At 65.7% G+C, this 24,140-nt stretch carries 24 protein-coding genes; 12 read left to right on the top strand and 12 right to left on the bottom strand.

Annotated elements, in window-relative coordinates:
• Positions 1-190: 190 nt before the first annotated feature.
• Complete coding sequence (locus L1277_RS11360) at positions 191-1,594, bottom strand: LLM class flavin-dependent oxidoreductase (protein ID WP_253376498.1); 1,404 nt, start codon at positions 1,592-1,594, stop codon at positions 191-193.
• 182 nt (positions 1,595-1,776) lie between these two features.
• On the opposite strand from L1277_RS11360, the gene L1277_RS11355 reads away from it, so the two are divergent.
• Positions 1,777-2,397, top strand: coding sequence for a dihydrofolate reductase family protein (locus tag L1277_RS11355; RefSeq protein ID WP_253376497.1), 621 nt, complete (start codon positions 1,777-1,779; stop codon positions 2,395-2,397).
• Between the two features lie 139 nt (positions 2,398-2,536).
• Here the strand turns inward: L1277_RS11355 and L1277_RS11350 are convergent, their stop codons facing one another.
• Positions 2,537-4,888: a heavy metal translocating P-type ATPase gene (locus tag L1277_RS11350; protein ID WP_374110223.1), complete on the bottom strand. Its 2,352-nt coding sequence runs from the start codon at positions 4,886-4,888 to the stop codon at positions 2,537-2,539.
• A 104-nt stretch (positions 4,889-4,992) separates the two neighbouring features.
• Between L1277_RS11350 and L1277_RS11345 the strand changes: the two genes are divergently transcribed.
• The 3 genes from L1277_RS11345 to L1277_RS11335 are packed head-to-tail and all read left to right on the top strand — an operon-like array spanning position 4,993 to position 6,169.
• Positions 4,993-5,274 carry a metal-sensitive transcriptional regulator gene (locus L1277_RS11345; protein ID WP_121659949.1) on the top strand — a complete coding sequence of 94 codons (282 nt, stop codon included), beginning with the start codon at positions 4,993-4,995 and terminating at the stop codon, positions 5,272-5,274.
• 31 nt (positions 5,275-5,305) lie between these two features.
• The gene (locus tag L1277_RS11340; protein WP_253376496.1) at positions 5,306-5,698 is read left to right on the top strand and encodes a heavy-metal-associated domain-containing protein; all 393 of its coding nucleotides are present in this window, start codon (positions 5,306-5,308) and stop codon (positions 5,696-5,698) included.
• Positions 5,699-6,169 (top strand): heavy-metal-associated domain-containing protein, encoded by a 471-nt coding sequence (locus tag L1277_RS11335; RefSeq protein ID WP_253376495.1) that lies wholly within the window; start codon positions 5,699-5,701, stop codon positions 6,167-6,169.
• A gap of 45 nt (positions 6,170-6,214) precedes the next feature.
• On the opposite strand, the gene L1277_RS11330 is transcribed toward L1277_RS11335, so the two are convergent.
• Positions 6,215-6,514, bottom strand: coding sequence for a hypothetical protein (locus L1277_RS11330; protein WP_253376494.1), 300 nt, complete (start codon positions 6,512-6,514; stop codon positions 6,215-6,217).
• Between the two features lie 517 nt (positions 6,515-7,031).
• Here L1277_RS11330 and L1277_RS11325 point away from each other — a divergent pair.
• The gene (locus L1277_RS11325; RefSeq protein WP_253376493.1) at positions 7,032-7,349 is read left to right on the top strand and encodes a putative quinol monooxygenase; all 318 of its coding nucleotides are present in this window, start codon (positions 7,032-7,034) and stop codon (positions 7,347-7,349) included.
• A 236-nt stretch (positions 7,350-7,585) separates the two neighbouring features.
• Here the strand turns inward: L1277_RS11325 and phoA are convergent, their stop codons facing one another.
• The 4 genes from phoA to L1277_RS11305 all read right to left on the bottom strand — a co-directional run bounded on the left by phoA (position 7,586) and on the right by L1277_RS11305 (position 11,342).
• Complete coding sequence (gene phoA, locus L1277_RS11320) at positions 7,586-9,469, bottom strand: alkaline phosphatase (protein ID WP_253376492.1); 1,884 nt, start codon at positions 9,467-9,469, stop codon at positions 7,586-7,588.
• A gap of 464 nt (positions 9,470-9,933) precedes the next feature.
• Complete coding sequence (locus L1277_RS11315) at positions 9,934-10,953, bottom strand: NAD-dependent epimerase/dehydratase family protein (RefSeq protein ID WP_253376491.1); 1,020 nt, start codon at positions 10,951-10,953, stop codon at positions 9,934-9,936.
• A 3-nt stretch (positions 10,954-10,956) separates the two neighbouring features.
• Positions 10,957-11,169, bottom strand: coding sequence for a YozE family protein (locus L1277_RS11310; protein ID WP_253376490.1), 213 nt, complete (start codon positions 11,167-11,169; stop codon positions 10,957-10,959).
• Positions 11,170-11,171: 2 nt separating this feature from the next.
• On the bottom strand, positions 11,172-11,342 hold the full coding sequence (locus L1277_RS11305) for a hypothetical protein (protein WP_253376489.1): 171 nt from the start codon (positions 11,340-11,342) through the stop codon (positions 11,172-11,174).
• Positions 11,343-11,551: 209 nt separating this feature from the next.
• Between L1277_RS11305 and L1277_RS11300 the strand changes: the two genes are divergently transcribed.
• The 4 genes from L1277_RS11300 to L1277_RS11285 all read left to right on the top strand — a co-directional run bounded on the left by L1277_RS11300 (position 11,552) and on the right by L1277_RS11285 (position 13,867).
• Positions 11,552-12,268: a GAF and ANTAR domain-containing protein gene (locus L1277_RS11300; RefSeq protein ID WP_253376488.1), complete on the top strand. Its 717-nt coding sequence runs from the start codon at positions 11,552-11,554 to the stop codon at positions 12,266-12,268.
• A complete protein-coding gene (locus L1277_RS11295; protein ID WP_253376487.1) occupies positions 12,261-12,974 on the top strand; it encodes a GAF and ANTAR domain-containing protein in 714 nt (237 codons plus the stop codon). The genes L1277_RS11300 and L1277_RS11295 overlap by 8 nt, the downstream gene beginning before the upstream one ends.
• A gap of 149 nt (positions 12,975-13,123) precedes the next feature.
• A complete protein-coding gene (locus tag L1277_RS11290) occupies positions 13,124-13,459 on the top strand; it encodes a hypothetical protein (RefSeq protein WP_253376486.1) in 336 nt (111 codons plus the stop codon).
• Positions 13,460-13,519: 60 nt separating this feature from the next.
• Positions 13,520-13,867: a hypothetical protein gene (locus tag L1277_RS11285; RefSeq protein WP_253376485.1), complete on the top strand. Its 348-nt coding sequence runs from the start codon at positions 13,520-13,522 to the stop codon at positions 13,865-13,867.
• A gap of 46 nt (positions 13,868-13,913) precedes the next feature.
• Here L1277_RS11285 and L1277_RS11280 read toward each other — a convergent pair whose 3' ends face one another.
• Entirely contained in the window at positions 13,914-14,501 is a 588-nt protein-coding gene (locus L1277_RS11280) for a thioesterase family protein (RefSeq protein WP_253376484.1), read from the bottom strand.
• On the opposite strand from L1277_RS11280, the gene L1277_RS15810 reads away from it, so the two are divergent.
• Positions 14,450-14,866: a DUF2945 domain-containing protein gene (locus L1277_RS15810; RefSeq protein WP_308215097.1), complete on the top strand. Its 417-nt coding sequence runs from the start codon at positions 14,450-14,452 to the stop codon at positions 14,864-14,866. The genes L1277_RS11280 and L1277_RS15810 overlap by 52 nt on opposite strands.
• A gap of 38 nt (positions 14,867-14,904) precedes the next feature.
• Here L1277_RS15810 and L1277_RS11270 read toward each other — a convergent pair whose 3' ends face one another.
• The 4 genes from L1277_RS11270 to L1277_RS11255 all read right to left on the bottom strand — a co-directional run bounded on the left by L1277_RS11270 (position 14,905) and on the right by L1277_RS11255 (position 23,088).
• The gene (locus L1277_RS11270; RefSeq protein WP_253376482.1) at positions 14,905-17,517 is read right to left on the bottom strand and encodes a LuxR C-terminal-related transcriptional regulator; all 2,613 of its coding nucleotides are present in this window, start codon (positions 17,515-17,517) and stop codon (positions 14,905-14,907) included.
• Positions 17,518-17,651: 134 nt separating this feature from the next.
• Positions 17,652-22,100 (bottom strand): DUF11 domain-containing protein, encoded by a 4,449-nt coding sequence (locus L1277_RS11265; protein WP_253376481.1) that lies wholly within the window; start codon positions 22,098-22,100, stop codon positions 17,652-17,654.
• Between the two features lie 166 nt (positions 22,101-22,266).
• Positions 22,267-22,833 (bottom strand): ECF transporter S component, encoded by a 567-nt coding sequence (locus L1277_RS11260; protein ID WP_253376480.1) that lies wholly within the window; start codon positions 22,831-22,833, stop codon positions 22,267-22,269.
• A gap of 117 nt (positions 22,834-22,950) precedes the next feature.
• Positions 22,951-23,088, bottom strand: coding sequence for a hypothetical protein (locus tag L1277_RS11255; protein WP_253376479.1), 138 nt, complete (start codon positions 23,086-23,088; stop codon positions 22,951-22,953).
• Positions 23,089-23,263: 175 nt separating this feature from the next.
• Here L1277_RS11255 and L1277_RS11250 point away from each other — a divergent pair, with 175 nt between their 5' ends.
• Together L1277_RS11250 and L1277_RS11245 are read left to right on the top strand one after the other, a co-directional pair.
• Entirely contained in the window at positions 23,264-23,539 is a 276-nt protein-coding gene (locus tag L1277_RS11250) for a hypothetical protein (protein ID WP_253376478.1), read from the top strand.
• Positions 23,540-23,630: 91 nt separating this feature from the next.
• Positions 23,631-24,140 (top strand): VanZ family protein, encoded by a 510-nt coding sequence (locus L1277_RS11245; protein WP_253376477.1) that lies wholly within the window; start codon positions 23,631-23,633, stop codon positions 24,138-24,140.

Below are 24,140 nucleotides of genomic sequence, written 5' to 3'. Positions count from 1 at the left end.
TTCGCACCCGCATGGTCCCAGTACGCTCCACGAAAGTGCCAGTTCTCGTCGGTCGGCGGTGCCCGCACCCGTCACAACTGGTACTTCAGCCCGCGTTCGCGCGGCACGCCGGGTACCGCGCGCACCTTGGGCCGCGTGTCGGTCAGGCGACGGTCACCGGGTGCCGCGTGCACCATGGGCCGGGTGTCGGTCAGGCGACGGGCACCGGCTCCAGCTCGGCGTCGAGGTTCGCTCCCCCGCGGTACCGCGTGGCGAAGTGCTGCTCGGGCAGCCGCGGGCCCGCCCCGAACAGCCGCTCGCGGAGCGTCTCGCCAGGCGTGTACTCCTCGCGCAGCCGCCCGCGCTTGCGCAGCTCGGGCACGACAAGCTCGATGAAATCGCGCGCGGTGTCGTAGGAGTGGTACTGGCGCAAGTTGATGCCGTCGATGCCGTCCTCATCGAGCCACTTCTCGATCTCGTCGGCCACGACGGCGGGCGTGCCGACCACCGAGAACCGGTCATTCCAGCTTTCGCGCCGCTCGGCGAGGAAGTCACCGGCAGTCGTGTCGAGCGAGAGGAACTTTACGAACGGCTCGTCGAGCAGCCCCTCCGCCTCCAGAATCTGTCGGATCGTGGTCTCGGGCGGGTACGCCGTCGGGTCAAACGGCAGGCTCGAGTGCGCGAGGATTCCATCAATGCTGGTGTTCTGACGGTAGAGATCCTGTTTGGCGTGCGCTTCAGCATCCGTTCGACCGACGATGACCGCCGCCTGCACGATAAAGCGCACATCATTGCGCGAGCGGCCATTGGCTTCGGCGGCGTCACGCACACTGGCGACGTTGCGCTGGAAATCGGCCACCGTTCGCCCGCCGGTGAAGAGCACTTCGGCGTGCTTACCCGCGAAGGCGACGCCGGCCGGTGAGCCGGTGGCCTGGAACAGCACCGGGGTGCGCTGCCGTGACGGCTGGCTGAGATGCGGGCCGGCGACCCGGAAGTTCTCGCCGACGTGGTTGATCAATCGCACCTTGGACGGGTCGGTGTAGACGCGGCGCGCACGGTCGGCGACCACGGCATCGTCGTCCCACGACCCTTCCCAGAGCTTGTAAAGCACGTCGAGGTACTCGTCGGCGATTTCGTAGCGACGGTCGTGCGGGATCTCGCCGTCGAGGCCGAAGTTGCGGGCGGCGTTGGGCAGGTAAGAGGTGACGATGTTCCAGCCGACCCGGCCCTTGGTCAAGTGGTCGAGGGTCGACATGCGGCGCGCGAAGGCGAACGGCGGCTCGTAGGTGGTGGAGAAGGTGACGCCGAAACCGACGTGCTTCGTGACCGCGGCCATCGCCGGGATGACGAGAAGCGGGTCGTTGTTGGGAATCTGCAGCCCCTCGACGAGCGGCGTCTCGATGCCGTCGCGGAACACGTCGTACGCACCGACGACATCGGCCAGGAAGATCGAGTCGAAGCCACCCGACTCGACGAGCTGCGCGAGCTCGGTCCAGTACTCGATGTCGTTGAACCGGTCACGGTGATTGCCGTCGAGCGTCCAGAGGCCGTGGGTGATGTGGCTCACGCAGTTCATCTCGAACAGATTGAGAATGAGCTTCTTCTTCTCGGGCACAACGCGCCTTTCGCTGAGCGGGGACGCCGGTCGCCCCTCGATCATTTTCACCCTACGACCGACGACCAACGTGCGGGGAGCCGAAGCGTCGCACTCCGTCATATTCGGTCGTTGCGCCTCGCGCCCTTGACGCCCACGCCACGGCTGAGGAGCATGTTCCCAGTCGCAGAACGGAGACCACCATGACCGGGCGTATTCAGATCGATCACTTCACGACCCTCGATGGCGTCGCACAGGCGCCGGGTGGCCCCGATGAGGACACCACCGGCGGGTTCCGGTTTGGCGGCTGGCAGGCTCCGCTCCTCGACGAGACGACCGGGGAGCAGATCGACGAGGGGATCCAGTCCATGGATGCCTTACTGCTCGGCCGTCGCACCTATGACATCTTCGCCGCCTACTGGCCGAACCAGGTCGACGGGCCCGAGTCCGGCATCGCGCGCAAGTTCGACGCCATCCCGAAGTACGTCGCGTCGCGCGGGAAGCCGCGACTCGACTGGAGGGACTCACACCTGCTCGGTGCCGATCTCGCCGCCGAGCTGTCGGTGCTGCGGAACCGACACCAGGACATCCACGTCATCGGCAGCATCGACTTCTCCCGAACGCTCGTCGCCGAGGGCTGGTTCGACTGTTTGAACTTGTGGGTGTACCCGATCGTCGTCGGAGCGGGCAAACGCCTGTTTCCCGATGATGGACCACCGGCCTCGCTCGAGCTCCTGGCCGCCGAACCTGCCTCACCGAGGGGAGCGGTCCTCCTGCGCTACGGCTGGAAGAGGCCCGAGCCGGCGACGGGCACGATGGGCTGACCCCGGACACTCCGGTGCTGGGACCGACATCGCTCCGGTGTATGGATGTCCGGCACGTCCGCGGTCGGCGCGGCACACGGAAACACCGGTGACACAAGGATCAAAACGGCACCGACATCCTTATCTGGCGCTGGTTTCCTTATCTCGCGCTGACAGCATCCCGCGCCAATGGGCGCGCCGACACCGCGCCAGGCCGCAGGTCCAGCCGCCGCAGCAACTGCGCGTTGAGTGCGACGATGATGGTCGAGAGGCTCATCAGCAGTGCCCCAACTGCCATCGGCAGAACGAACCCCACGGGCGCCAGCACGCCAGCGGCGAGCGGCACCGACACCAGGTTGTAGCCGGCCGCCCACCAGAGGTTCTGCGTCATCTTGCGGTAGCTCGCCCGCGACAGCTCGATCACGCTCAGCACGGCGCGCGGGTCGTCGCTCGCCAGGATGACGCCGGCTGAGGCGATGGCGACATCCGTTCCCGCGCCGATCGCGAGCCCCACGTCCGCCTGCGCGAGTGCGGGCGCGTCGTTGACGCCGTCGCCGACCATCGCCACCCGGCGCCCCTCCCGCTGCAGCTCGGCCACCTTGGCGGACTTGTCCTCAGGTCGGACCCCGGCGAACACCCGGTCGATGCCGAGCTCCCCGGCCACCGCCTGCGCAACCGCATCGGCGTCACCGGTGATCATCACCACCTGAATGCCGACCGCATGCAGCGAGTCGACGGCCTCACGCGACTCCGGCCGAATCTCGTCGCGCAACGCAAACGCACCGACGACCGTGCCGTCGACAAGCAGGTGCAGGATCGTCGACCCGTGCCCGGCCCACGCCTCGGCCGCAGGCAGCGGTGCCGCACCGGCACGCTCGAGCAGGTTCGGTCCGCCGACCTGCACGTGCCGTCCGTCGACGGTCGCCTCCACGCCTTCGGCCGGTGAGGAACGGAAAGCGGATGCTGTTTCCAGCGCGCGACCGCTCCTCGTCGCCGCAGTAACAAGAGCCCGCGCGAGCGGGTGTTCGCTGTCGCTTTCGGCGGCTGCCGCGAGGGCCAGCACCTCGTCCGGGTCCCACCCGTTCGCCACGGCCGTCTCGGCGAGGGCCGGCTCCCCCCGGGTGAGCGTGCCGGTCTTGTCGAACAGCACAGCGTCAATGGTGCGCATGCTCTCGAGCGCGAGTCGGTCCTTCACCAGCACACCGGCACGCGCCGCCCGCTCGGTTGAGATCGACACCACGAGTGGAATGGCCAGCCCAAGTGCGTGCGGGCAGGCGATCACGAGCACCGTGATCGTGCGGATGATCGCGTCGTCGGGTGTGCCAAGCAGTGTCCACACCACGGCGGTGATCGCCGCGGCAGCGAGCGCGTACCAGAACAGCCAGCCCGCAGCCTTATCGGCCAGGCGTTGCGCGCGGGAGGTCGAGTTCTGTGCGTCTGACACCAGTCGACGGATGCCTGCGAGCGCCGTATCGTCGCCCACTGCGGTGATGCGAACCCTCAGTGCCGAATCGGTGGCCACTGTTCCGGCCACGACCGGGTCGCGCACCTCTCGGCGAACCGGCATCGACTCACCGGTGACGAGCGACTCGTCGACGTCGGCGGAGCCCTCCTCGACGCGCCCATCGGCCGGGATGCGGCCACCCGGTCGCACGATCACCAGGTCGCCGACCGCCAGCTCCGCCGGTGACACGACCGTGACGGTGTCTCCATCGACGCGTTCGGCTTCGTCGGGGATCAGTGAGGCGAGCGAGTCGAGCGCGGAGGAGGTCTGGGCGAGGGAGCGCATCTCGATCCAGTGCCCGAGCAGCATGATCACGATGAGGAGGGCGAGCTCCCACCAGAAGTCGAGTTGCGCGTCGAGGACGCCGGTGCTCGCGCCCCACGACGCGACGAAGGCCACGGTGATGGCGAGGCCGATGAGGAGCATCATTCCGGGTTGCCGGGCTTTGAGTTCGTCGACCGCTCCGACGAGGAACGGCTTGCCGCCCCACAGGTACGTCACGGTGCCAAGGACCGGTGAGATCCAGGGAACCCAGCTGGCATCGGGCAGCGAGTAGCCGACGATCATGGCGAACATGTGGCTGAAGCCGACGACCGGCACGGCGAGCGCGAGCATGATCCAGAACAGGCGGCGGAACTGGCCGACGTGGTCGCCGTGGCCCGCGTGCCCGCCGTGGTTCATCGCGGCGTGATCCATGCCCGCGTGGTCGCCGTGATGCATCGCGTTGTGGTCCATCGCGCCATGGTCCATGCCCGCATGGTCGCGATGGTCGTCGGTGCGCATCGCAGCGTGGTCCATGCCCGCGTGCCCCGCGTGGCCATCGGTCGGGTCGACCGCCGCGTGCCCCGCGTGGCCATCGGTCGGGTCGACCGCCGCGTGCCCCGCGTGGCCATCGGTCGGGTCGACCGCCGCGTGACCCGCGTGCGGGTCACCGCTCGCAGTGTGCTGGTGCGCGTGCCGATCTGTGGAAGGCGACGCAGTGGCATCCGTTCTCTCAGGCTTGTCCATGGTGTGAAACCTATACCCCTAGGGGGTATCATTTCAAGGGGGCCCACTCAATTGCCATCGATACCCCTGCCGGGTATGGTGGGAGGGCAGCAACGGAGGAAACCATGCACGGATATGTCGACAACAAGGCCGACCTGGTGAAGCGACTTCGCCGGGCCGAGGGTCAGGTGCGGGGTATCCAGCGGATGGTGGAGGACGATGTGTACTGCATCGACATCCTCACCCAGGTGTCTGCGGCCACGAAGGCGCTCGAGACGGTTGCGCTGCAGCTGCTCGACGATCACCTCAGCCACTGCGTTGCCGAGGCCACCCGCGAGGGCGGGCCCGTCGCCGACGAGAAGATTCGCGAGGCGTCCGCTGCGATTGCGCGGCTCGTTCGCTCCTGATTGTTCATTTTTCACGTACCTAGGAGAACCCATGCCTGCTCACCTTGACCTCGGCCTGACCGCCCGCACCGATTCACCCACTGCCGCCGGCGGATGTGGCTGCGGCCACGGCGGCGGCGGATGCATGTGCGGCGGACACGGTGCCGACTCGAGCCACGGCCACGCTGCCGTCGGCTCGCCCGCGGCAACCGCCGTCGTGACCGAGCTCTCGGTGTCCGGCATGACCTGCGGGCACTGCGTGAAGAGCGTGACCGAAGAGCTCGCCGAGATCTACGGCGTGAACGGCGTCGACGTCAAGCTCAACCCGGAGGGCGTCTCGTCGGTCACCGTGCTGAGCGAGGCTCCGCTCGACAAGGCGCACGTTGCGGCCGCGATCGAAGAGGCCGGCTACTCGCTCGTTGCAGCGCCGCTGTCGGCTGACTAAATGTCGACGGGACCGAAGAACGACCTCGGCCTGACCGCTCGAGGCGCGGCGGGCGGATGCTGCGGTGGCGGCGACTGCGGCGGTGACGGTTGCGGCGGCGCCTGTGGCGACGGCGGTGGAGCGAGTGCCAGCGGCGGATGCGGCAGCCCAGGCGGGTGCGCGTGCAGCGCCCCGGCGCCTACTTTTCGCACGGACTCGGTGATCGGTGCGCCGAAGGTGTCGAGTGCGCCGCGGCGCCAGTCGACGGTGCTCGAAGTAACCGGCATGACCCGGGCCCGGTGCATCGTCACGGTGATGAATGCGCTCGAGCGGATTCCGGGTGTGAATTCGGTCGACGTCGACCTTCAGCCCGGTGAGGTGTCGCTCGTGACGGTGGCCAGTTCGCGGGAACTCGACCTCGACGCCGCTCGCGCCGCGCTGAGCCAAGCCGGGTATGCGGTGGAGAACGGCATGGTTCCGGTCCTTCCGTAACGACTCGGGCCTCAACGGCCGTGACGAGACCGCTCACCGAGCGGTCTACTCGTAGATCTCGATCAACTCTGGGGACTCTAGCTCGATCTGAGCGACACCGTTGTACAGCGTGATCACTCCTGCCGTGCACACAGTGACTCCCCCTCGGATAGGCTCCAGTGCGCCGACGTCCCAGACCACGATTTGAAAACGCCCGGGGTCCGGGTAGTCCCGACCGAGGTTCACAAAGACGTCATCAGACGAATTGCCGGTGCCAGCAAGTGGCCCGCACACCCGCTGGGTCGTGCCCGCATAAGCAGCCGCATCATTCCAGGCGATCCCGCCTCCGGGCTGAGTTTCCGCCATGGGCGCCACAGAATCTGCGGCATCAGCACCATCGCAGTATCCTCGACTCTCGCTCCAGCTTGAGCCACACGACTCCCCAACCGGGCCCTCTTCGAGGACGTCGCTCTCTGCGCTCTCCCTTTCTTCTGCGTCAGCTTGCATCATTTCGAACTCCGATGCCTCGGAACTTGACGTACATCCGTACAGCCCGAATCCGGCAGCAATGACCAGCGCAGCAAAGGCGACTCGATTCATCATTGACCGACGCATCAGCTGTCCATCTCGCCAAGTTGGCTCGCCCAGGTTGCGGACATGTCGCTATTTCTACACACAGAGCCTTCTTTGATTGATGCTGGTTACCCCGGGGCGCGCCGCCTATGGAGTGAGACTCGCTCTGAATGGCGGAGCCTCACGTTGCTTCCATCGAACGTAGAGGCTCCGTGGGACCACGGCACGTCCCCAGTCCGGGCGGAAAGCGGTCGAGATCCGGCTCGACATCCGATGACCACCGATGCAGCACGCGGTAACATCGGTCAGCATGAGCTCCCCCATTGTTGTCACCGCCCACTTCGTTCCCGCCGACGGCCAGTTCGATGCAGTGCATGAAGCACTTCTTCCGGCGATCGCCGCCGTGCACGAGGAGCCGGGCTGCATCCTCTACGCAATTCACCGGACGCCCGAGAACACGATCATGATGATCGAGAAGTGGGAGTCAGCCGAGCTGCTCGACACCCACGGTGCGGGTGAGGCCGTAGCCGCCCTCAACGCGTCGCTCGAGGGCAAGCTCGCCCGCCCGATCGAGGTCACCCGACTCGAGCCGCTTCCCGCGGGAACCGAGATCCAGGGCCAGCTCTAGCCATACACGTCGCGGCCTCCGGTCGGCCCCGACGCGAAAGTGCCAGTTGTAGCGGGTGCGCTCGCGCACTACCCGCCACAACTGGCACTTTCAGCATGAATGGTGCTTCGAATGCCGCAAAACCGCGGTATGAAGGCACTCATACCGCGGTCTTGCGTCATGTGAACGCGCACTCGCCGGCCCGCCGGCTCCTGCCAATGAGCGGGCGAGACGAGCTGCCCGCCGGCAAGGGTGGGCTAGACGAGCTGCGCCTGGCGCCGGCGGTGACGGAGGGCGAGCAGCGTCCCCGCCGCCATCAGCAGAGCGGCGAGCGCGGCCAGCGGACCGACGACCGCACCCGTCGTGCTGAGGATGCCCGTTCCGTTCGATCCGGAGCCGCCCGCGGCCGCTCCCGCGGCGGGGTCAGCCGGTGTCGACGGCGCCGGCACGGCGGCCGGGTCCTCGGCCACCACGAACGTGGCGGTGAGTTCCGTTCCGGTCTGCGCTCCGGTGAGCGTCACGATGTGTTCACCCAACTCGGTCGGCGCTGTAACCGCGAACGACGCGTCTCCACCGAGAACATCAACCTGGCCCAGGTCGACCGGGTCAGACTCAACCAAACCACGCACCTGCCAGTCGGCATCGAGACCGGACACCGAGGCCGTCAATTTTGCACCGGGCTTCACGGCGGGGGCGGAGAGCGAGAGAGTGGCATCCGCGCTCAAGGAATTGAGGTCGCGGTTGAGCGACAGCGAATTCGCCGAGGTGAAGAACAGGTCGGTCTGGTCGGTGAGGCCGACAACGTTGGCGGCGCCGGGACCGTAGCCCGCGATGCGCACCTGCGAACCGGTGTGCTGCTGCGAGCCACCGGCTTCGGCAGTGCCGTATCCGACGATCATCGGCTGGCCCTCTTCGGTGACGAGGTGTGCGCTCAGGCCGGGAGGAGTCGAGCCGAGGATCTGGCTCGTGTGCGCGTGGTCTGCGGTGACGACAACGAGGGTGTTGCCGTCGGCCTTGGCGAACTCGAGTGCTTCTTGCACGGCTTCATCGAGGTCGACGGTCTCGCCGATCTGGCCGCAGGCGTCTGCGGCGTGGTCGCGCTTGTCGATGCTCGCCCCCTCCACCTGGAGGAAGAAGCCCTGCTCGTCCGAGGAGAGCAGGTCGATGGCCTTGCTGGTGAGCGAACCGAGGGAGAGGCCAGTGTCGAGGCGCTCCGGGTTCTCGGTGCACGACACGGCTGGCAGGTCGCCGCCACCGACGGTTGCCTCAGGTCCCACCCAGCGGGTCGGGAAGTTGCCCGGGGTGAAGAGTCCGAGCACGGGCGCGCTGGCGTCGGCTGCCGTTACGGCGTCGAGCGATGCGGCGTCGTTCACGAGCTGGAAGCCACGGTCGGCAGCCTGCTCGAACAGGGTCTGGCCCTCCCACGGGCCGGCAACCGCGGTCTCCGTGAACGTCTTCGAGCCACCACCGAGGGTGACGTCGGGTCGCACGTTGAGCAGCTGCTCGGAGATCGAGCCGAGCCCGCCGTTCTCCAGCGCCGCCTCCGGGCAGGTCTTCGTGGTGGCCGTTGGGCCGTAGCACGAGCGCGCCGACACGTGCGCAATCTCGGCGCCGGGCGTTGCGTCCTGGATCTCGGCCGTCGACACGTTGCCCGTCTTCAGTCCGTTCGCCTTGGCGAGCTCGAGCAGCGTCGCCTGCGCCTCGCCGCGGATGTCGACCGAGAGCGCCCCGTTGTAGGTCTTGGTTCCGGTCGACCAGCCTGACGCGGTCGATGCCGACTCCGACGCGTAGTTCGGAGTGCCGTCCTTGTTGAGCGCATAGGTCGTGTACTGCCCGGTCAGCGGCAGCGCGTCGATGCCCGCGAACTCGCCGGCGGCACCCTTCGCGTAGTTGCGCGCCAGGGTGATTTCGCTGTCACCCATGCCGTCGCCGATGAGGAGGATGACGTTCTTCGCGTCCGAGTTGACGATCGAGTTGCGAAGCGCCTCGGTCTGATCGGAGTCGTTGCGTGCCGCTCCCCCGTTCTCGTCTGGCGCCGCGACGGCGGCGAGTGGAGAGGCGATGCTGATTCCCGCGATCAGCACAGCGGATGCCACGGACGTCACGATTCGACCCCGGCGCACGGTGTTCGGTGCATGCATGTGAGTTGTTCCCCTGAGTGTGTTGAGCCCGCCGAGCGGCGGGCTCCCCAGCCAAGCGAGCACGGGAAAACACGAGGTGAACGCGCCGCCAACGGTGGGTGACGGTTTCGCCGCAGGCACGCGGCGAGCGTCGCTGGGCCTCGTCGCGAAAGCGCCAGTTGTTGGGAGTGTGGCCGGGCTCCACCCAACGGAACTGGTACTTCTCCGGTCAGGCCGCGTGGCCCCGTCGCGAAAGCGCCAGTTGTTGGGGGTGTGGCCGGCCTCCACCCACCAGAACTGGTACCTCGGCGACCGGGCACTCGTAGCGCGCGGCGCACCGACGCCGTTGGCGCCTTCGAATGCCGCTGAACCGCGGTATGGGTCGCTGATACCGCGGTTGAGCGGCATTCGAGCGCGCGAACCGAGGTCCCGCGGGGTCGGGCGCATGCGGCCGCGGGGTAGCGCCGGGCAGGTGCGCAGGGCGCCTACCGGCCCCGCAACTGCGGCGACGCCTCCACCCGCGCCCCCTCGGCGGCACCCCGCAGGATCTCGCCCAGGGCATCGGTCGACGACACGGTCGGCTCCCACCCGAGCTCACGGCGCGCGCGCTCGGTCGACATGATCGGCACGAACGCCCCCAGGTCGATCCACCCGGGGTCCGAGTTTTGCAGCCGGAGCTTCCAGCTGAGTTTCGCTGCGAACCGCGCGACCCTCAGCCGCACCGGCAGCCACGTCGCGTCGAGCACCGAGGCAACGGCCTTGCCGTCGATCACGGGCTCGGCCGCGAGGTTGAACGCCCCGGCCGCCCGCCGGTCGAGCGCCCGCCAAAACGCGTCTGCCACGTCGGAGGAGTGCACGATCTGCGCGACAATCTGCCGCGGCAGCGGCACGACGGGCGTCGAGAGGTAGCGCAGCCAGCCGAGCGCGAGCAGCTTCGACGCGAACAGGCCGGTGATCTCCGATGACGCGTCTCGACTGAACACGAAGCCCGGCCGAAATCGCGTCACGACGATGGACGGGTTGTCTTCCTCAAACCGGTCAAGTGCCCGCTCGTTGATCGCCTTGTGCCGGGAGTAGTGCGATGTCGGCACCCCGCCGGTCGGCCAGCTCTCGTCCACTCGCTGGGTCTTGGGGCCCGGGCTGTACGCCGCAATCGACGAGGGGTAGGCGATCTGCGGTACCCGTGCCGCGGCGACGGCCGCGAGCACGTTTTTCGTGCCGACGACGTTCGTGCGCCAGAGCAACTCTTCATCGTGATTGGGCTGGAGTGCCCAGGCCAGGTGGACGACAGCATCCGCTCCGGCAAAAATTCCGGCGAGACGCGCCGGTGCTGACGATTCGCCGATATCCAGCGCGTGCCAGGAGACGCCGCTATACGGAGAAGCGGATGCCACGGGCATGCGGCGTGCCACCGCCACGATGTCGGTGACGGAGGGTTCGGCATGCAGGCGGGTCAGGAGGGCGCTGCCGATGTTTCCGGTCGCCCCGACGACAACGACGCGCATGCGTTAGCCCGAGAGCCCGTCGAATTCGTCCCAGGCGCGTTCGAACGCCTCACGGGTTTCACCGACGGTGTTCTCGGCGGAGAAGTAGCCGTCGAAGATGGCCTTGTCGCCGTGCTCGGGGAACTGCTCATCGTTGCGGACGCTGCGGGCCAGCTCGCCGACAACATCATCACGTTCGGTCTGCTCAGAGAGCCAGCCGGAGAAGGTGTATGTCATGCTCAACTCTCGATTCGCTTGTCGCCAGGTTCGATGCTGGAGTCGCCTGACGCGGCCTCCGGGTCTTCCTCCGGCTCAAAGCTCGATGGTTCGCCGGTGTGACCTGCGGCCAGGCCGGTGTCATGGTCGGGGATTGTCGAGTCGGGGCCGACTCCACCAGTGGTGTCAGACATGTAAATTTCCTCTCGGTCGTTGGCCCACCCTACGTCTCGGGTGACCGATCGAAAAGGGGTTGCTGGTGTTCGTCTCACTGGCTAGACAGGCGCGAGAGAATACCAGATGCTACTCACCGGCGACCAACACGGGTAACGTGGAAAGGCTAAGAGATTAATGACGCTCGCGCGCTCGTCGTGCCGGCGTACCCCGTTGGGAGGTTGCCGAGATGCCTGAGTCGTTTACCCGGGTGTTGGAGACGTTGGCGCGCAGTGATGGGCCTGACGTTGACTTCGCGTCGCCGTTCGTTGAGGTGCTTCCTGTGAACGGGGCGTCGGTGGCCACACTGGGCGACTTTTTGGGCACCGAAACCCTGTCTGCCACCGACAAACGCGCTGCACGGATCGACGAACTTCAGTTTGACCTCGGCGAGGGACCGTGCTGGGACGCCATGCTCGCTGCGGCCCCGGTCTTCGAGCCTGATCTTCGCCAGCACCCGACCCGCGTGTGGCCCGCGTTCTCTGAGGCTATCCAGTCGGAGGAGATCGGCGCGATCTTCGCGTTCCCGATGGTCGTTGGACCGTTGAAGCTCGGCGCCATCGATCTTTACTGCACCGCACCGTTCGTTCTCAGCGCGGCGGACTCCCAGCGGTCGAAGTTGTTGGCAGCGGTCGTGAGTCGGCTGGTTCTTCGTCGGGCATTCACGGCGCTCGAACATCCCGAGCCTCCCGAGCCGAGCGGCCCGTTCTTCCGTCGAACCCTTCACCAGGCAACCGGCATGGTGCTTGCCCAATTGAACATCGCCGCCGAGGACGCCCGACTGGTCATCCAGGCACACGCCTTCTCAACCGGGCGCTCGGTGCAAGAGGTCGCAGAAGACGTTCTTGCCCGGAAAGTTGATTTCACCATCTCGAATGCCACAGCGGAAGGACAGAACGATGACTGACCTGACACACCAAGCGAACCTGGTGGAGGCATTCGCGACGCTCGCCGAATCGCTTGTCGCTGACTACGACGCCGTCGGCGTGCTCCAGCTTCTGGTCGACAACTGCGTGACGTTCCTCGACGCGTCGTCGGCAGGGGTGCTCATCGGCGATTCCGCCGATGAGCTCGAACTCGTCGCCTCGACGAGCGAGGCATCGAGCATCGTCGAACTGATGCAACTCGCCGCACACGAAGGCCCCTGCATCGACAGTTTCTCCACGGGAGACATCATCTCAGTGGCAAAAATCGACGACAGCCCTGAACGGTGGACGCTCTTTCAAAACAGCGCCCGTGAGCAGGGCTTCCGTAGCGCCTTATCCGTTCCGATGCGCGTTCGTGGAACCCGTGTCGGCGCTCTCAACCTTCTCCGCTTCGAGGAAGGAGTGCTCAACGACGGCGATGTGCGTGCCGCCCAGGCCCTGGCAGACGTGGCGACCATCGGCATTATCCATGAACGCATGTTGAGTGAAAGCGAGTCCATCCGCGCCCAACTCCAGTCAGCACTGAACTCCCGCATCATCATCGAACAGGCCAAAGGCGTTCTCGCCTTCCTGCACAATTCGTCGACGGACGAGGCCTTCGCGAAGCTGCGCGGCTACGCCCGGAAGAACCAGATGTTGTTGTCGGTCGTGGCGGAACAGGTGGTGCAGCGCACGCTCGTCATCTAGGGTGATTTTCGCGTAATTCGGGCCAAAATCAACCTCTTCTCGGTACCAATATTGGGGCGTATGCTGACGTCCTAATACGGGCAGAATGCCTGATCTCCCCCAGACCCCGGGACCGTCACGCCTCTGAGGCGCACGACCCGGGAGTACCGATGAAGAGAGTTTTCTACGCGGGAGCGTCGTTTGCCACCGGCGATGCCATCGCCGACACGCTCGCGGCGTACGCCGTGCACCTCATGCAGCATCGGACAGTTGCCTCCGTTGAGATTCCCATCAGGAAAGCGGATGGAAGCGAGGGGCGGGCACTTTTTCTTCTCGGCCCGAGCAGCGAACTCGTTCTGAAGCCCGAGCCGGATGTCGGGCGCGAGCTCGAAGACGACGTCCTCGTTGCCTCCCTGCGCGGGCACATGTCCCGGGGCGCTCTGGTCTCAGCCGCCGCTGGTGGCGACACCACACAGGCATTCACCGACGACTACCTGACGCTGTGAGAACACGCGGACACGCGTGAGCCCCAACGTCACAACCCGCTATCGGAAAGGACACTTTCGATGAAACGAATCCACTACGCCGGCACCAGCTTCGTCACCGGTGACGCGATCGCCCGGGCGCTCATTGACTTGGCCCGCGCGCTCACCGAGAAGAATCACAGCGACGTGGTCGAAGTGCCGATCGCTCGCAACGACGGTTCTCCCGGTCGGGTCGAGATCCTGATCACTCCCGGAGGGATGGTCTTCGAGTCCGAACCGACACTGGTCAGGGACATCGTCGACGAGGCGCTCATCGATGACCTGCGCCAACGTGCAGCACAGCTACTCGCCACTCGCCCGCCCGACGGGTGGCAGGCGCAACAAGCAGAGGCGACGGGCCTGTACTCGGACGTGCACTCGTTTGCCTGAGAACGCCAGGGTCCGGCGGTTGCTGCCTCGCCGCCGGGCTATCCGGCTAGCGCCTGTGTACGGGCCGCTCGGAGTGCCACTCGCTGGGAGCATCTCTCTTGGGAGAGGGCAGCGAAACGTCTGACGCCCAGGTGTGGATCCAGTCGTCGAGTTCCACGTCGTGGGGAGCGTCGCCGACGACGCCCTGGATCTCTTCGATCGACACGGAACCACCCGAGCGCTTGAGGAACCGGCCCTTCATGTGCAGGCGCGCGTAGATTTCACCCTCGAAGACGAAACGCTGCTCAACGTAGACAGCCCGGTCGTCGTACCCAATGAAGCGACTCTCGACATCGAACTTCTTCCAGGGCAGCAGCGACTTGCGGTAGCTGATCGTGAGGCTCTGCACCACGGGATACCAGCCGACACGCTTCATCTCTTGCCAGAGCCCACTGCGCACGAGCATGTCGAATCGACCGAGGTCGGCGATAGACAAATACCGTCCGTTGTTCATGTGGCCAAGGATGTCGATATCCGTGGGCAGCACTCGATACGACGTCGAGTAGACATCGTAGGGGTGGAGTCCGTCTGTGGCTCGACGGTGTGCTCGCTTTGAGACCCAGAAGTGCAGGATGGTGCGCCAGAGAAGATTCACCCCGTCAGACTAGACACTTCAGGTACGGAATCAACACACCGCTGTGGGCATCCCACAAAGAGCATCGATTCATACGCCCGCTTTGTCGCAAAAGTCAATGCCGAGCGGAACCGACCGTCGTCAGCGAGAGTGGTTGCAGGAACCGATTGGGGTGCAGCGTGTCGACGTTTTCAGTGGGCGACAAAGTGACATGGAACTCAGAAGGCGGTCACGTGAAAGGCACCGTTAAGAAGGTCCATACTAAGGATTTCGAGTTCATGGGCCGAACGCGACGGTGTTCGAAGGACGAACCGCAATACGAAGTCCAGAGTGACGAAACGGACAAACGTGCCGTGCATAAGGGCGACGCGCTGACGAAGAGCTGAGGGCAGATCACGCCTCCTCGCATTCACGCGCTCTGTGGTTAGTGGCCGGACGAACCTTCGAGAATATGGCCTTGCTGACGTCCTACAGCGATCGCATCCTCTCGGTTTGACACGCCGAGCTTGCGATACAGCGCCCTCGACTGGGATTTCACGGTGTTCGGTGACACGAACAGGTCGGCGGCAACGTCGGCGACGGTTCTGTGACGGGCGAGAGCCTGGAGCACGATGGTCTCGCGCTGGGTCAGGACGGCTCCACCGGCTGCCTCCGGAATCACTCCCACGATCCCATCGAACGCGTCGAGGAGTTCCTGGCGTTCGGCGGCAAGCGCACGCAATGCACGCACATCGTGGTCGGGAAGCAACACAAGCGGGAGCCGCAAACCGCTGACTTTCAACACGCCGCAGAGCTTCTCGAGCGATCGCAGCGCCTCGACCTGACGCCCTTCGCGAAGCAACGCAGCGGTCTCGACAGCACCTGCTTCGGCTTTCATGCGCGTGGTCCGCTGCGAGCCGGCGGCAGGTGAGGCCTCAAGTCGCCGTAGCGCGGCGGCGGCGTCGCCGCGCACTAATGCGATTCGGGCAAACGCGACGGCAGCCTGTTGGTCCTTAGCAGCGAGCGGCGCCAGTCGCTTCTCCGCTGCCGCGACCGCCCCTGCGGCGAGCTCAAGCAAAGACTGCGTCACGGCTACCCGACGGACAATCGGCGCCGCCGTTGACGCCCGGTTGGAATGGCGCCGCACACTCATCTCAAGCACGGCCAACCCTTCGGCTGGCGTCCCGCGCAGGATCGCGATCATCGCTTCAGCGTCGGACAGCAGCGGCCAGTGCTCAATGGTGTCGCGGTGCCGGTCGAGGAGCCCGATGCGTCGCGACGCCTCGTGGGTGTCGCCGTCCTCCAGCGCGAGGAGCGCCTCAGCCAGCTGGTAGAAGCTTCCAAGATAGGCGGTGTCCCAGCTATCCGGCCACACACGGGCACGCGCGTTCTCGCACACCGCCCGAGCATCGGTGAGATCGCCAGCAAGTGCGAGCACCCCGGCGGTGTGGCTGAGGCCGCTGAGTCCTGACACGCTACTGAGCGAGTCACCGAGAGAGACGGCCGACCGGAACGCGGCGAGTGCTTCATTCACTTGCCCGCTGTAAAAGAGGGAGAGGCCGGAATGCGAGTACAGGGCCGGAACCAGCGTTCCCAGCGCCTCCCGGTCGGTAATGCTCAGCGCGTTGAGCGACGTCACAGCATCCCGAGCCGCGGCCAGGGCCTGGTCGAACTGGCCGATCACCCTCAACGAGGCACTTTCCATGCCACTCAGCAGAGCGCGATCGGGCGGGGAGGCCCGGCGCCGCTGTATCCGCGCTGACACGATCGACACAGCGAAGAGCTCGACGGCTTTCACCCGGTGCATGCTGGCCGCGTTGTAGCTGAGGGCAAGCACCATGGTGATGACGGGATATCGACTCAGCGAGGCCACCGAGACGCCGGCGAAGATTGGCCTGAGCTTTCCACCGTGCGAGAGCAACAGTGATGACCATGCTCCTCGGGTCACGTCACTGGCCAACGCGAAGTCCCCGATTTCGACCGCGAGGGCAACCGCGCTCAGCGGGCGGTGGTTGCGTGCTGACCAGAGCGCGATCGTCCGCTGCAATTCGCGACGCTCGGTGGGTGCCGTGCGCTCGAGGGCTCGTCGCAGAAGTTCCCGAACGATGGTCGTGTAGGTAAAGACCCGGGCAGGCCCCTCGTCGCTCCACATACCGAGGCCGGACGCTTCGGCCTGGCCGAACAGGTCCGCGACGTCGTCTTCCCCGGTCAGCGACACCGCGAGTTCTTCGGTGAGCACTTCGGCCAGCGACGTCCGTGCCAGGAAGCGCGCGTAGCGGGGATCGACGGCATTTTCATTGCCGTGAACGGAGAGATAGCTTTCAATCGCGTCGATCGCGCGGGTGAAACCGACGTTCGGTGATTCCGCACCGACGGCATCCGCTTGCAAGATCAACGCCCGCACCGCAAGCGGCAACCCACCCGCCGCTCGAATGAAGGGAGTCGGGTCGGTCGTCACACCGGCGGCTCGCACGGCCGCGGCCACCTCGTCATCGGTCATCTGGAGAGCGGATGCCTCGATCACTTTCGAATCGAGAACCAGTGCGGTCGCTGACGACAACAGAGCACTCGTCCGCCGGGTGGCGACGCGAGCGCGCACGCGGGGCGACGCGGCGAGCAACTCGATCAGGTGCTTCACGGCGTCATCGGGCAGCCGATCACCGTTGTCGATGACGAGAACGAGGTCGCGGTCGAGCTGGGCCAGTCCACGACGGAGGATGCCCCACGGCTCATCAGCACTCTCGAAGGCCAGCTCTGCAGTCTCGAGCACCGTGCCGGGACGCACGAAGCCGGCGTCGGCCATGCTCCGCACGAGAAGCGACGCGAACCCGGCGGAGTCCGCTTCTCCGGTTTCAATGGAGAGCCAGACGCCACTCACCCGAGTGTTCTGCCCCCACTGTGCCAGGAGAGCCGTCTTGCCATACCCGGCGGGCCCGCGAACGACGACGAGCGCTTCAGGGCCATCGAGCAGGTCCAGCAGCCGCTGCCGCATGACCAACGCCGATGGCGTGCGGGGCGCACCGAAAATATGGTCTGGTGACCGGGGCATGTCGTCCATTACAACAAAGACTATCGAGGGCTCGGGGATGAAGTGCCGTTATATGCGAGAGACCCTCAGGCTGGGGACCTGAGGGTCTTCTCGATCCGGAGCGGAAGCTTCGGGCTCACTTCCGCTCCGGAGTTCAGCCGCGGCTACGCCTGCGTGGATCGCGCAGCCAGAGTGCGCACTCCGACACCAACGGCGATCAGCGCAAGTGCGCTCAACAGCAAGAACCCGGCGATGCCGGCCGCACCGGTTGCGGCGAGCGGTGACGGCACATCGACCTCGACCGAGTCAGCGGCCGAGACCGGGTCGCCGGTCGGCGGCGTGGCCGTCGCGGTCGCAGCGTTGATCACCCTGCCCGCGTCGATGTCGGCCTGGGTGAGCGAGTAGCTCGCCGTCGCCGTCACACTCTCGCCGGGCAGAAGCACGCCGACCGAAGCCGGCCAGGCACCGAAGTCCAGTGCGCTGAGTCCCGCCATCGAGTCGGTGATCGTGACCGCGGTGAGAGTGGTGTTACCGGTGTTCGACGCTACGAAGCTGAAGCCAACCGTGTCGCCAACCCCGGCACCGTCGGTGAGCGCTCCGGTCTTCACCAGGGTGAGGGCGGGAGCAGCGGGCACCAGGACCGTTGCATCGTCAGTGTCGTCGACCTCGCCGCCGCTCGGCGTCGTGCCGCGCGTCGTCGCCGTGTTGTCGGCGAAGCCGTTGTCGACGTCGACCTGCGTCAGCTCGTAGGTCGCGGTCGCTGTCACCGTCTCGCCGGGCGCAAGCACGCCTGTCGTGCTGGGCCAGGCACCGAATTCGAGCTCGGAGAGACCGGGCAACGGGTCGACCACGTCGACGTCGGAGAGCGTGACATTTCCAATGTTGGTCACCTCGAACCTGTACTCGACGGTGTCGCCCGCGGATCCGGTCGCATCCTCAGCGAGTGCGCCAGCCTTCACGATCTGGATGGCGGGGCCTTCCGGAATGTCGAGCACCGAGGTGTCGGGGTCCTCCACCGTGCTTCCGCCGGGCACTGTGCCTGTCGCGATTGCCGCGTTGGCGATCTCACCAGCATCGACATCCGCCTGGGTCAGCAGGTATGTCGCCGTCGCAAGCGCACGCTCGCCGGGAGCCAACACGCCGTCGGCAGCGGGCCAGGTGTAGACCAGAGCGCTCAGTCCGGGCAGCGGATCGGCAACAGTGACGTCGGTCAGTGTGACGTTACCCGTGTTGATGATCTGGAAGTCATAGCTCACACCGTCACCGGCTGCCGCGCTGAAGCCGGCATCGAACGCACCGAGCTTGATGAGGTCGATTCCTGGCGTGGCGGGAATGTCGACGCGGACGTCATCCTCGTTGGTCACGGGATCACCGGTGGGTGAGGTCCCAGATACCGACGCCGTGTTGTTCACGAAACCAGCGTCGACGTCAGCCTGGCTGAGCGAGTAGCTTGCGATCGCGGTGACCTGCTCCCCTGGCGCCAGCGTTCCGGTCGAGCCGGGCCAGGCGCCGTAAATCAGAGCTGTGAGCCCCGGCAGGGCGTCGGCGAGGTTGACCCCGGTGAGCGTCACGGTGCCCGAGTTGGTCACCGTGAAGCTGTAGTTCACGGTGTCTCCGGCCTTTCCGGTTGCACCAGCCGCGAGCACTCCGCTCTTGTCCAGGGTGATGTGCGGCGAGGAGATCGTGATGATGCGCTCGTCGTCCTCGGCGGTCACCGGGGCGCCGGTCGGCGAGGTGCCGCTTACCGTTGCCGAGTTGTCGACGAAGCCGGCGTCAATGTTCGCCTGCGTGAGCACGTATGTCGCCACAGCCGTGACCACCGCTCCAGGAACCAGGGTCCCCGCTGCTGCCGGCCAGGTGTAGCTCACGGCGCTGAGGCCGTCGAGGTCATCAGCGACTGCGACATCCGTCAGGGTGACGTTGCCGGTGTTGGTCGCCGTGAACTCGTAGGTGACGGTGTCACCAAGAACGCCTGTTCCCGACGTAATCGCCCCGGTCTTGACCAGGTCAATCCGCGGAGTCTGCGGAACAACGACCGTGCTGTCGTCCTCATCCGAAACCGGTGCAGCGTTCGGCGGCGTTCCGGTCGCCGTTGCCGTGTTCTCGACCGTTCCGGCGTCCACATCGACTCGTGTCAGCGCGTAGGTCGCGGTGGCGGAAACCGACTGGCCGGGCGCAAGGGTACCCACCGCGGCAGGCCACGAACCAAAGCTGATCTCGCTGAGCCCGCGAAGAGCATCCGTCAGGGCCACGTTCGAGAGGGTGAGCGAACCGGTGTTCGTGAGGGTGAAGTCATACTCGATGAGATCGCCGACCGCTCCGGTGCCGCCATCGGCGAGCGCACCGGTCTTCACCAGGGTGATGCCGGGCTGCCCTGCCGTCGGAACTGTCGCGTCGTCGGTGTCTGTGACCGGGGCGCCGGCCGGCGACGTGCCCGTTGCGGTTGCCGTGTTGTCGACTCGCCCGGCGTCAACGTTCGCCTGAGTCAGGGTATAGGTCGCCGTCGCCGAGACCGTCTGGCCTGGCAGCAGTACTCCGGTTGCTGCCGGCCACGTTCCGAAGCTAAGCGCGCTCAGACCGGCGAGCGGGTCGGTGATTCCGACGCCGGTCAGCGTCGTGTTGCCGGTGTTGGTGACGTCGAACGTGTAGGTCACATCGTCACCGGCAAGACCGGTCACGCCCGGAGCGAGGGCGGCTGACTTGATCAGCTCGATCGATGAAGCGGATGCCACTGGCACCATTTCGTCGGCAACATCCGTCGGCGTTTGGCCGGCAGGATCGGTGCCGCGCGCGGTCACGGTGTTATCGACCTTGCCCGCATTGACGTTCGCTTGGGTGAGCGCGTATGTCGCCGTTGCGGTGACCGACTGGCCGACCGCGAGGGTGCCAGCGGCGGCGGGCCAGTTGTAGCTGAGCGGGCTGAGGCCCGGAAGACGGTCATCAAGGGCGACGTTGGTCAGTGGCACCGATCCGGTGTTGGTTGCCACGAAGGTGTAGTCGACGGTCTGACCAGCGGCACTGGTGCCAGCCAGCGCACCAGTCTTCACGACGTCAAGGTTGGAAACCTCAACACGAGAGGTGTCGGTGTCGCTGATATCGCCGTCGTAGCCGGGAACCGCAGCGGTAACGGTGGCGGTGTTCGTGTAGGCAGCAACGGTTGCCGGGCCGTCACAGGCGTACTCGGAGAAGTCACCCGGGGCGATCGGGCCTGCGATGGTAATCGCGCAGTCAGGAGCGAGCGGGTCAGCGACGGCGAGGTTGCTCAGCGGCACCTGGCCGACGTTGCTCACCCGAATGGTGAAAGACGCGGGCGTTCCGGCAACCCGGGTCTGCGTGTCGGCCGTTCCGTCTGCGCTCTTGTCGATGAGGACCCGAGCGACGGGCACAGACAGGATGGCGTTCTGAATGAGGAACGAGTCCCCCGCCGTCTCGAGTTCGAGGGTCAGCGATCGGGCGCCAGTGCCACCGAGGTCAACCGAGTCGGCCGTGAAAACGTCGACGTTGGCGTTCGTGAAGGCACCGGAGGTGCCGGCGTATCGGGTTGACCCGTTGGCGTGCGAGACGCCGATGTTGTTCGAGGCCTGCGTGACAGGGTTTTTGAGCGCCGTTGCCTGCTGCGTCAGCGACGTCGTGTACTTCGCGGTGTCACCTGAGATGTTCAGGTCACCCTCGTACATGGTCATACCTAGCGATGCTGTGTCGGCGAGAGCGGTGAAGCCGTCGAAGAGCATGCGGTCTGCCTGGGCGTCCGTCGAGAACTTGCGCACGTGGCCGTCGTAGAGGGTCACCTCACGTGCTGCGCTCAGCGCGTTGGTCGGGTCATAGGTTCCGAAGTCATAGACAACGGCGAGCGACCATCCGGCGTAGCAGTTGGGTCCCTGTGCGGCCCACAGGTCACCCACGGAAACGGTCTGTGCGCTTCCGGTCACGATGTTCGCGAAGGCGGTGGTGACATCAGCGGTCGTGCTGTAGTAACCGACGTCGGTGGCGGAGAGCGCCGAGAGGGCCTCGGTGTAGACGGTGCCTGGAGCGACCCGCGTGACCGCACCGGCTGTGCCGACCTGAAGCATCGGCTGCTGAGTGAGGTAGCCGCCCCGAGTGTTGTTGTTGGGGAGCGTTGCCTGCTCGTTGTTTGCACCACACCGGTTCGCGTTGAGGCCATCGGTGCGACGCACTCCGGTGCTTCCACTCCAGTACAGCTGGGCCTGTACAACCTTCGCCCCGTTCGGAACGGTAACGGTTGCGCGGCTCGAGTTCGCGGCACCGGCGGCGGCCAGGGCGGGTGCGTCGTTCACGTTGCTCATATAGAACGAGTCGTTCACGATCTGCGGGCTCGAGGACGAAACGCCGTTGTGCAGCTGGGCGCAGCTTCCGCTGTTGCTTGCGACTGACCTCTCGCATTCCAGGACGCCGTTACCGACGAGAACATAGTCGCCGTTGACGACCTGGTTGTATCGAATCTCCATGTCCTTGACCGTGAGGGCGTGTGCGGGGAACGGAGTGAGAGTGAAGCCTGCCGTCACCAACAGGGTTGCAATAACGGCCGCTAAAACGCGGATGAGAGAACGTCGGTCAGGTGCGGACGGCGCGCTGACGCCTTCGGCGGAATGCATACAGGAAACCTCGAATGTGGGTGGTGTGGGGGGGGGGGGGCAGGCACCGCGCACGTCAAAATTCGCGGGCCTCTTTACCCTCGCGGTTCCCACAGCGTCGAAACGGCAAATCCGGCGAATTTCACCCGCTGCTTCACCCTCGGCGTTCTGGGCCCAAACTCTCCTGTCAGTGGTGCCGAGGCAGCACGCGTCGAGTACCCGCCCGGGCGAGCGCCGACTCAAGCCTGACCGTTACCCACGCCGCGACACTGTACGACAGCAACCGGCAGACCAGTGTGCCCCAGACCATGAACGGCGTGAGTATCGCTTCATCAATGACGAGCAACGACAGCGCAAAGATCACGGTGCCAGCCGTTGCAGCGCCCAAATACCACAGAGGAGGTCGGTCCAGGCGATATCGACCGAGCGCGAGCACAGCTTCGAGGGCGGCGGCTGGAGCCACAAGAGCGATCGCAAGCAAAAGCCCAAGGCCGTTGAATGGCGCCGCGAGCAGGCCAGCTATGGCCGCCGCCAGAATGGCGGCACCCGGAGTTCGAGTCCATCGCAACGCCAGCATCGGTCCGACGGCGTGTACCCCGGCGACAAGGGCGTAGAGGAGAGGCGAGGCCAAAGCGAGGGTTCCGGTAAGCGGCACGAGGACGACAACGACGATCGCCGCAATCGCACCGATCGCTGCGCACTGCAACAGCGCAACACTCGTCCAGCGCGGAGAAGCTGCGGGCGAAGTCGACACCCGCAAATCCTATCGTCGGCTACGAAACCACTGGACGACGCTTCGGTGGCGCGGGGGCTCTGCGATGAGCGGAAGGCGGGCGCCGTCATGGACAGTGGCAGGGTCCCCGCTCACCGACTACTCGATGACGTCGGCGTCGCGCGCGTCCTCGTCGGTCACCTCGGGCTCTTCACCGACGTAATCTACGTCGGTCGGGTCCATGATCGTGGGCTCCGGGTTTTGCGGGTCGAAGTTCATCGGCTCAGTGTTCGACATGATCTGTCCCTTCGCGTGCTCAGTCAGCAGCTGTGCTGATGGGCCAAACCTACGCGGGCTCCCCCACCACAACCAAGGTCTTGCGCGGAGCCAGTGATGGGCACTAGGTGAGTCGACGTTCACCGCTCACGTCAAGCCGTTGTCCACATTTCACCCACCCTCGTAACGTGGCTGTATGGCTACAACCAACAACATCACTACAGCATCGACGAGCAAGCGCTGGCTCATCATTGGCTCCGTGCTGCTGGTCCTCGGGCTGATCCTCATTGGCCGCTACGCACTTGAAGGCGCCAATACTCCAGTCGAAGGAAATGCCCCAGCGGATGCCGCCTGGCAGTCGAGCACCATCATCGGCGCCGCGCTCTTTACGGGTGTCGGTCTGGTGAGCATCATTATCGGCATTTTGAAGCGCCGCACGTTGGCGCGGAAACAGGCGCGCTCCGACAGCTGAGTTCCGTCCGCCGAACTCGGACGATTTCCAGCCCGCTGGTCTACACTTTCGAGCACGGTCACCGCTGATCTCCCCACAGCTTGGAGATCTCTTGCGCACACCACCTCGGCTTCGCGGCATCGCGGCACTGCTCGCCTTTGCTTACGCGATGCTGCTCGCGCTCATCGCGTTCTGGCCAACGCCGGTCGACCGACCGATTGAGGGAACGATCCGCCGGGTCGTGGAACGGTTTCAGGCTCACAATCTCGAGTTCGTGACCTATTCCTTCATCGAGTCGATGGCCAACGTGGCGCTCTTTCTGCCGGCCGGGTTCCTTCTCGTGCTCATCCTGGGCGCTCGGCGGTGGTGGCTGAGCATCGTCATCGGAGTCGCGATCTCGACCGCAATCGAGCTGGGTCAGCACTACTTTCTCAGCGCCCGATTCGCCACCATGAACGATGTACTAGCGAACACCGCAGGGGCCATCGCTGGCACCGCGCTAGGGCTTCTTCTGCTCGCAGCGCTACAGCTCCGAGATGTGAGACGGCACCGTGAAGCAATTAACGCGATGTCGATACGGCTTCCCCGTAGCAACCGAGAGCGGGCAGCGTCGGGTCGATAG

The organism is Okibacterium sp. HSC-33S16, assembly GCF_024171565.1.
Classification (GTDB): Bacteria; Actinomycetota; Actinomycetes; order Actinomycetales; family Microbacteriaceae; genus Mycetocola_A.
The sequence above is the reverse complement of the archived record's forward strand: the minus strand, read 5'-3'. Positions and strand labels throughout refer to the sequence as shown.

Bases quoted from the DNA above. Each gene is read 5' to 3' on its own strand.
- L1277_RS11340 (WP_253376496.1), top strand. From the start codon at position 5,306: ATGCCTGCTCACCTTGACCTCGGCCTGACCGCCCGCACCGATTCACCC.
- L1277_RS11290 (WP_253376486.1), top strand. From the start codon at position 13,124: ATGAAGAGAGTTTTCTACGCGGGAGCGTCGTTTGCCACCGGCGATGCC.
- L1277_RS11305 (WP_253376489.1), bottom strand. From the start codon at position 11,342: ATGTCTGACACCACTGGTGGAGTCGGCCCCGACTCGACAATCCCCGAC.
- L1277_RS11335 (WP_253376495.1), top strand. From the start codon at position 5,699: ATGTCGACGGGACCGAAGAACGACCTCGGCCTGACCGCTCGAGGCGCG.
- L1277_RS11350 (WP_374110223.1), bottom strand. From the start codon at position 4,888: ATGGACAAGCCTGAGAGAACGGATGCCACTGCGTCGCCTTCCACAGAT.
- phoA (WP_253376492.1), bottom strand. From the start codon at position 9,469: ATGCATGCACCGAACACCGTGCGCCGGGGTCGAATCGTGACGTCCGTG.
- L1277_RS11265 (WP_253376481.1), bottom strand. From the start codon at position 22,100: ATGCATTCCGCCGAAGGCGTCAGCGCGCCGTCCGCACCTGACCGACGT.
- L1277_RS11330 (WP_253376494.1), bottom strand. From the start codon at position 6,514: ATGGCGGAAACTCAGCCCGGAGGCGGGATCGCCTGGAATGATGCGGCT.
- L1277_RS11310 (WP_253376490.1), bottom strand. From the start codon at position 11,169: ATGACATACACCTTCTCCGGCTGGCTCTCTGAGCAGACCGAACGTGAT.
- L1277_RS11325 (WP_253376493.1), top strand. From the start codon at position 7,032: ATGAGCTCCCCCATTGTTGTCACCGCCCACTTCGTTCCCGCCGACGGC.
- L1277_RS11355 (WP_253376497.1), top strand. From the start codon at position 1,777: ATGACCGGGCGTATTCAGATCGATCACTTCACGACCCTCGATGGCGTC.
- L1277_RS11295 (WP_253376487.1), top strand. From the start codon at position 12,261: ATGACTGACCTGACACACCAAGCGAACCTGGTGGAGGCATTCGCGACG.
- L1277_RS11270 (WP_253376482.1), bottom strand. From the start codon at position 17,517: ATGGACGACATGCCCCGGTCACCAGACCATATTTTCGGTGCGCCCCGC.
- L1277_RS11345 (WP_121659949.1), top strand. From the start codon at position 4,993: ATGCACGGATATGTCGACAACAAGGCCGACCTGGTGAAGCGACTTCGC.
- L1277_RS11255 (WP_253376479.1), bottom strand. From the start codon at position 23,088: ATGTCGAACACTGAGCCGATGAACTTCGACCCGCAAAACCCGGAGCCC.
- L1277_RS11300 (WP_253376488.1), top strand. From the start codon at position 11,552: ATGCCTGAGTCGTTTACCCGGGTGTTGGAGACGTTGGCGCGCAGTGAT.
- L1277_RS11250 (WP_253376478.1), top strand. From the start codon at position 23,264: ATGGCTACAACCAACAACATCACTACAGCATCGACGAGCAAGCGCTGG.
- L1277_RS11285 (WP_253376485.1), top strand. From the start codon at position 13,520: ATGAAACGAATCCACTACGCCGGCACCAGCTTCGTCACCGGTGACGCG.
- L1277_RS11315 (WP_253376491.1), bottom strand. From the start codon at position 10,953: ATGCGCGTCGTTGTCGTCGGGGCGACCGGAAACATCGGCAGCGCCCTC.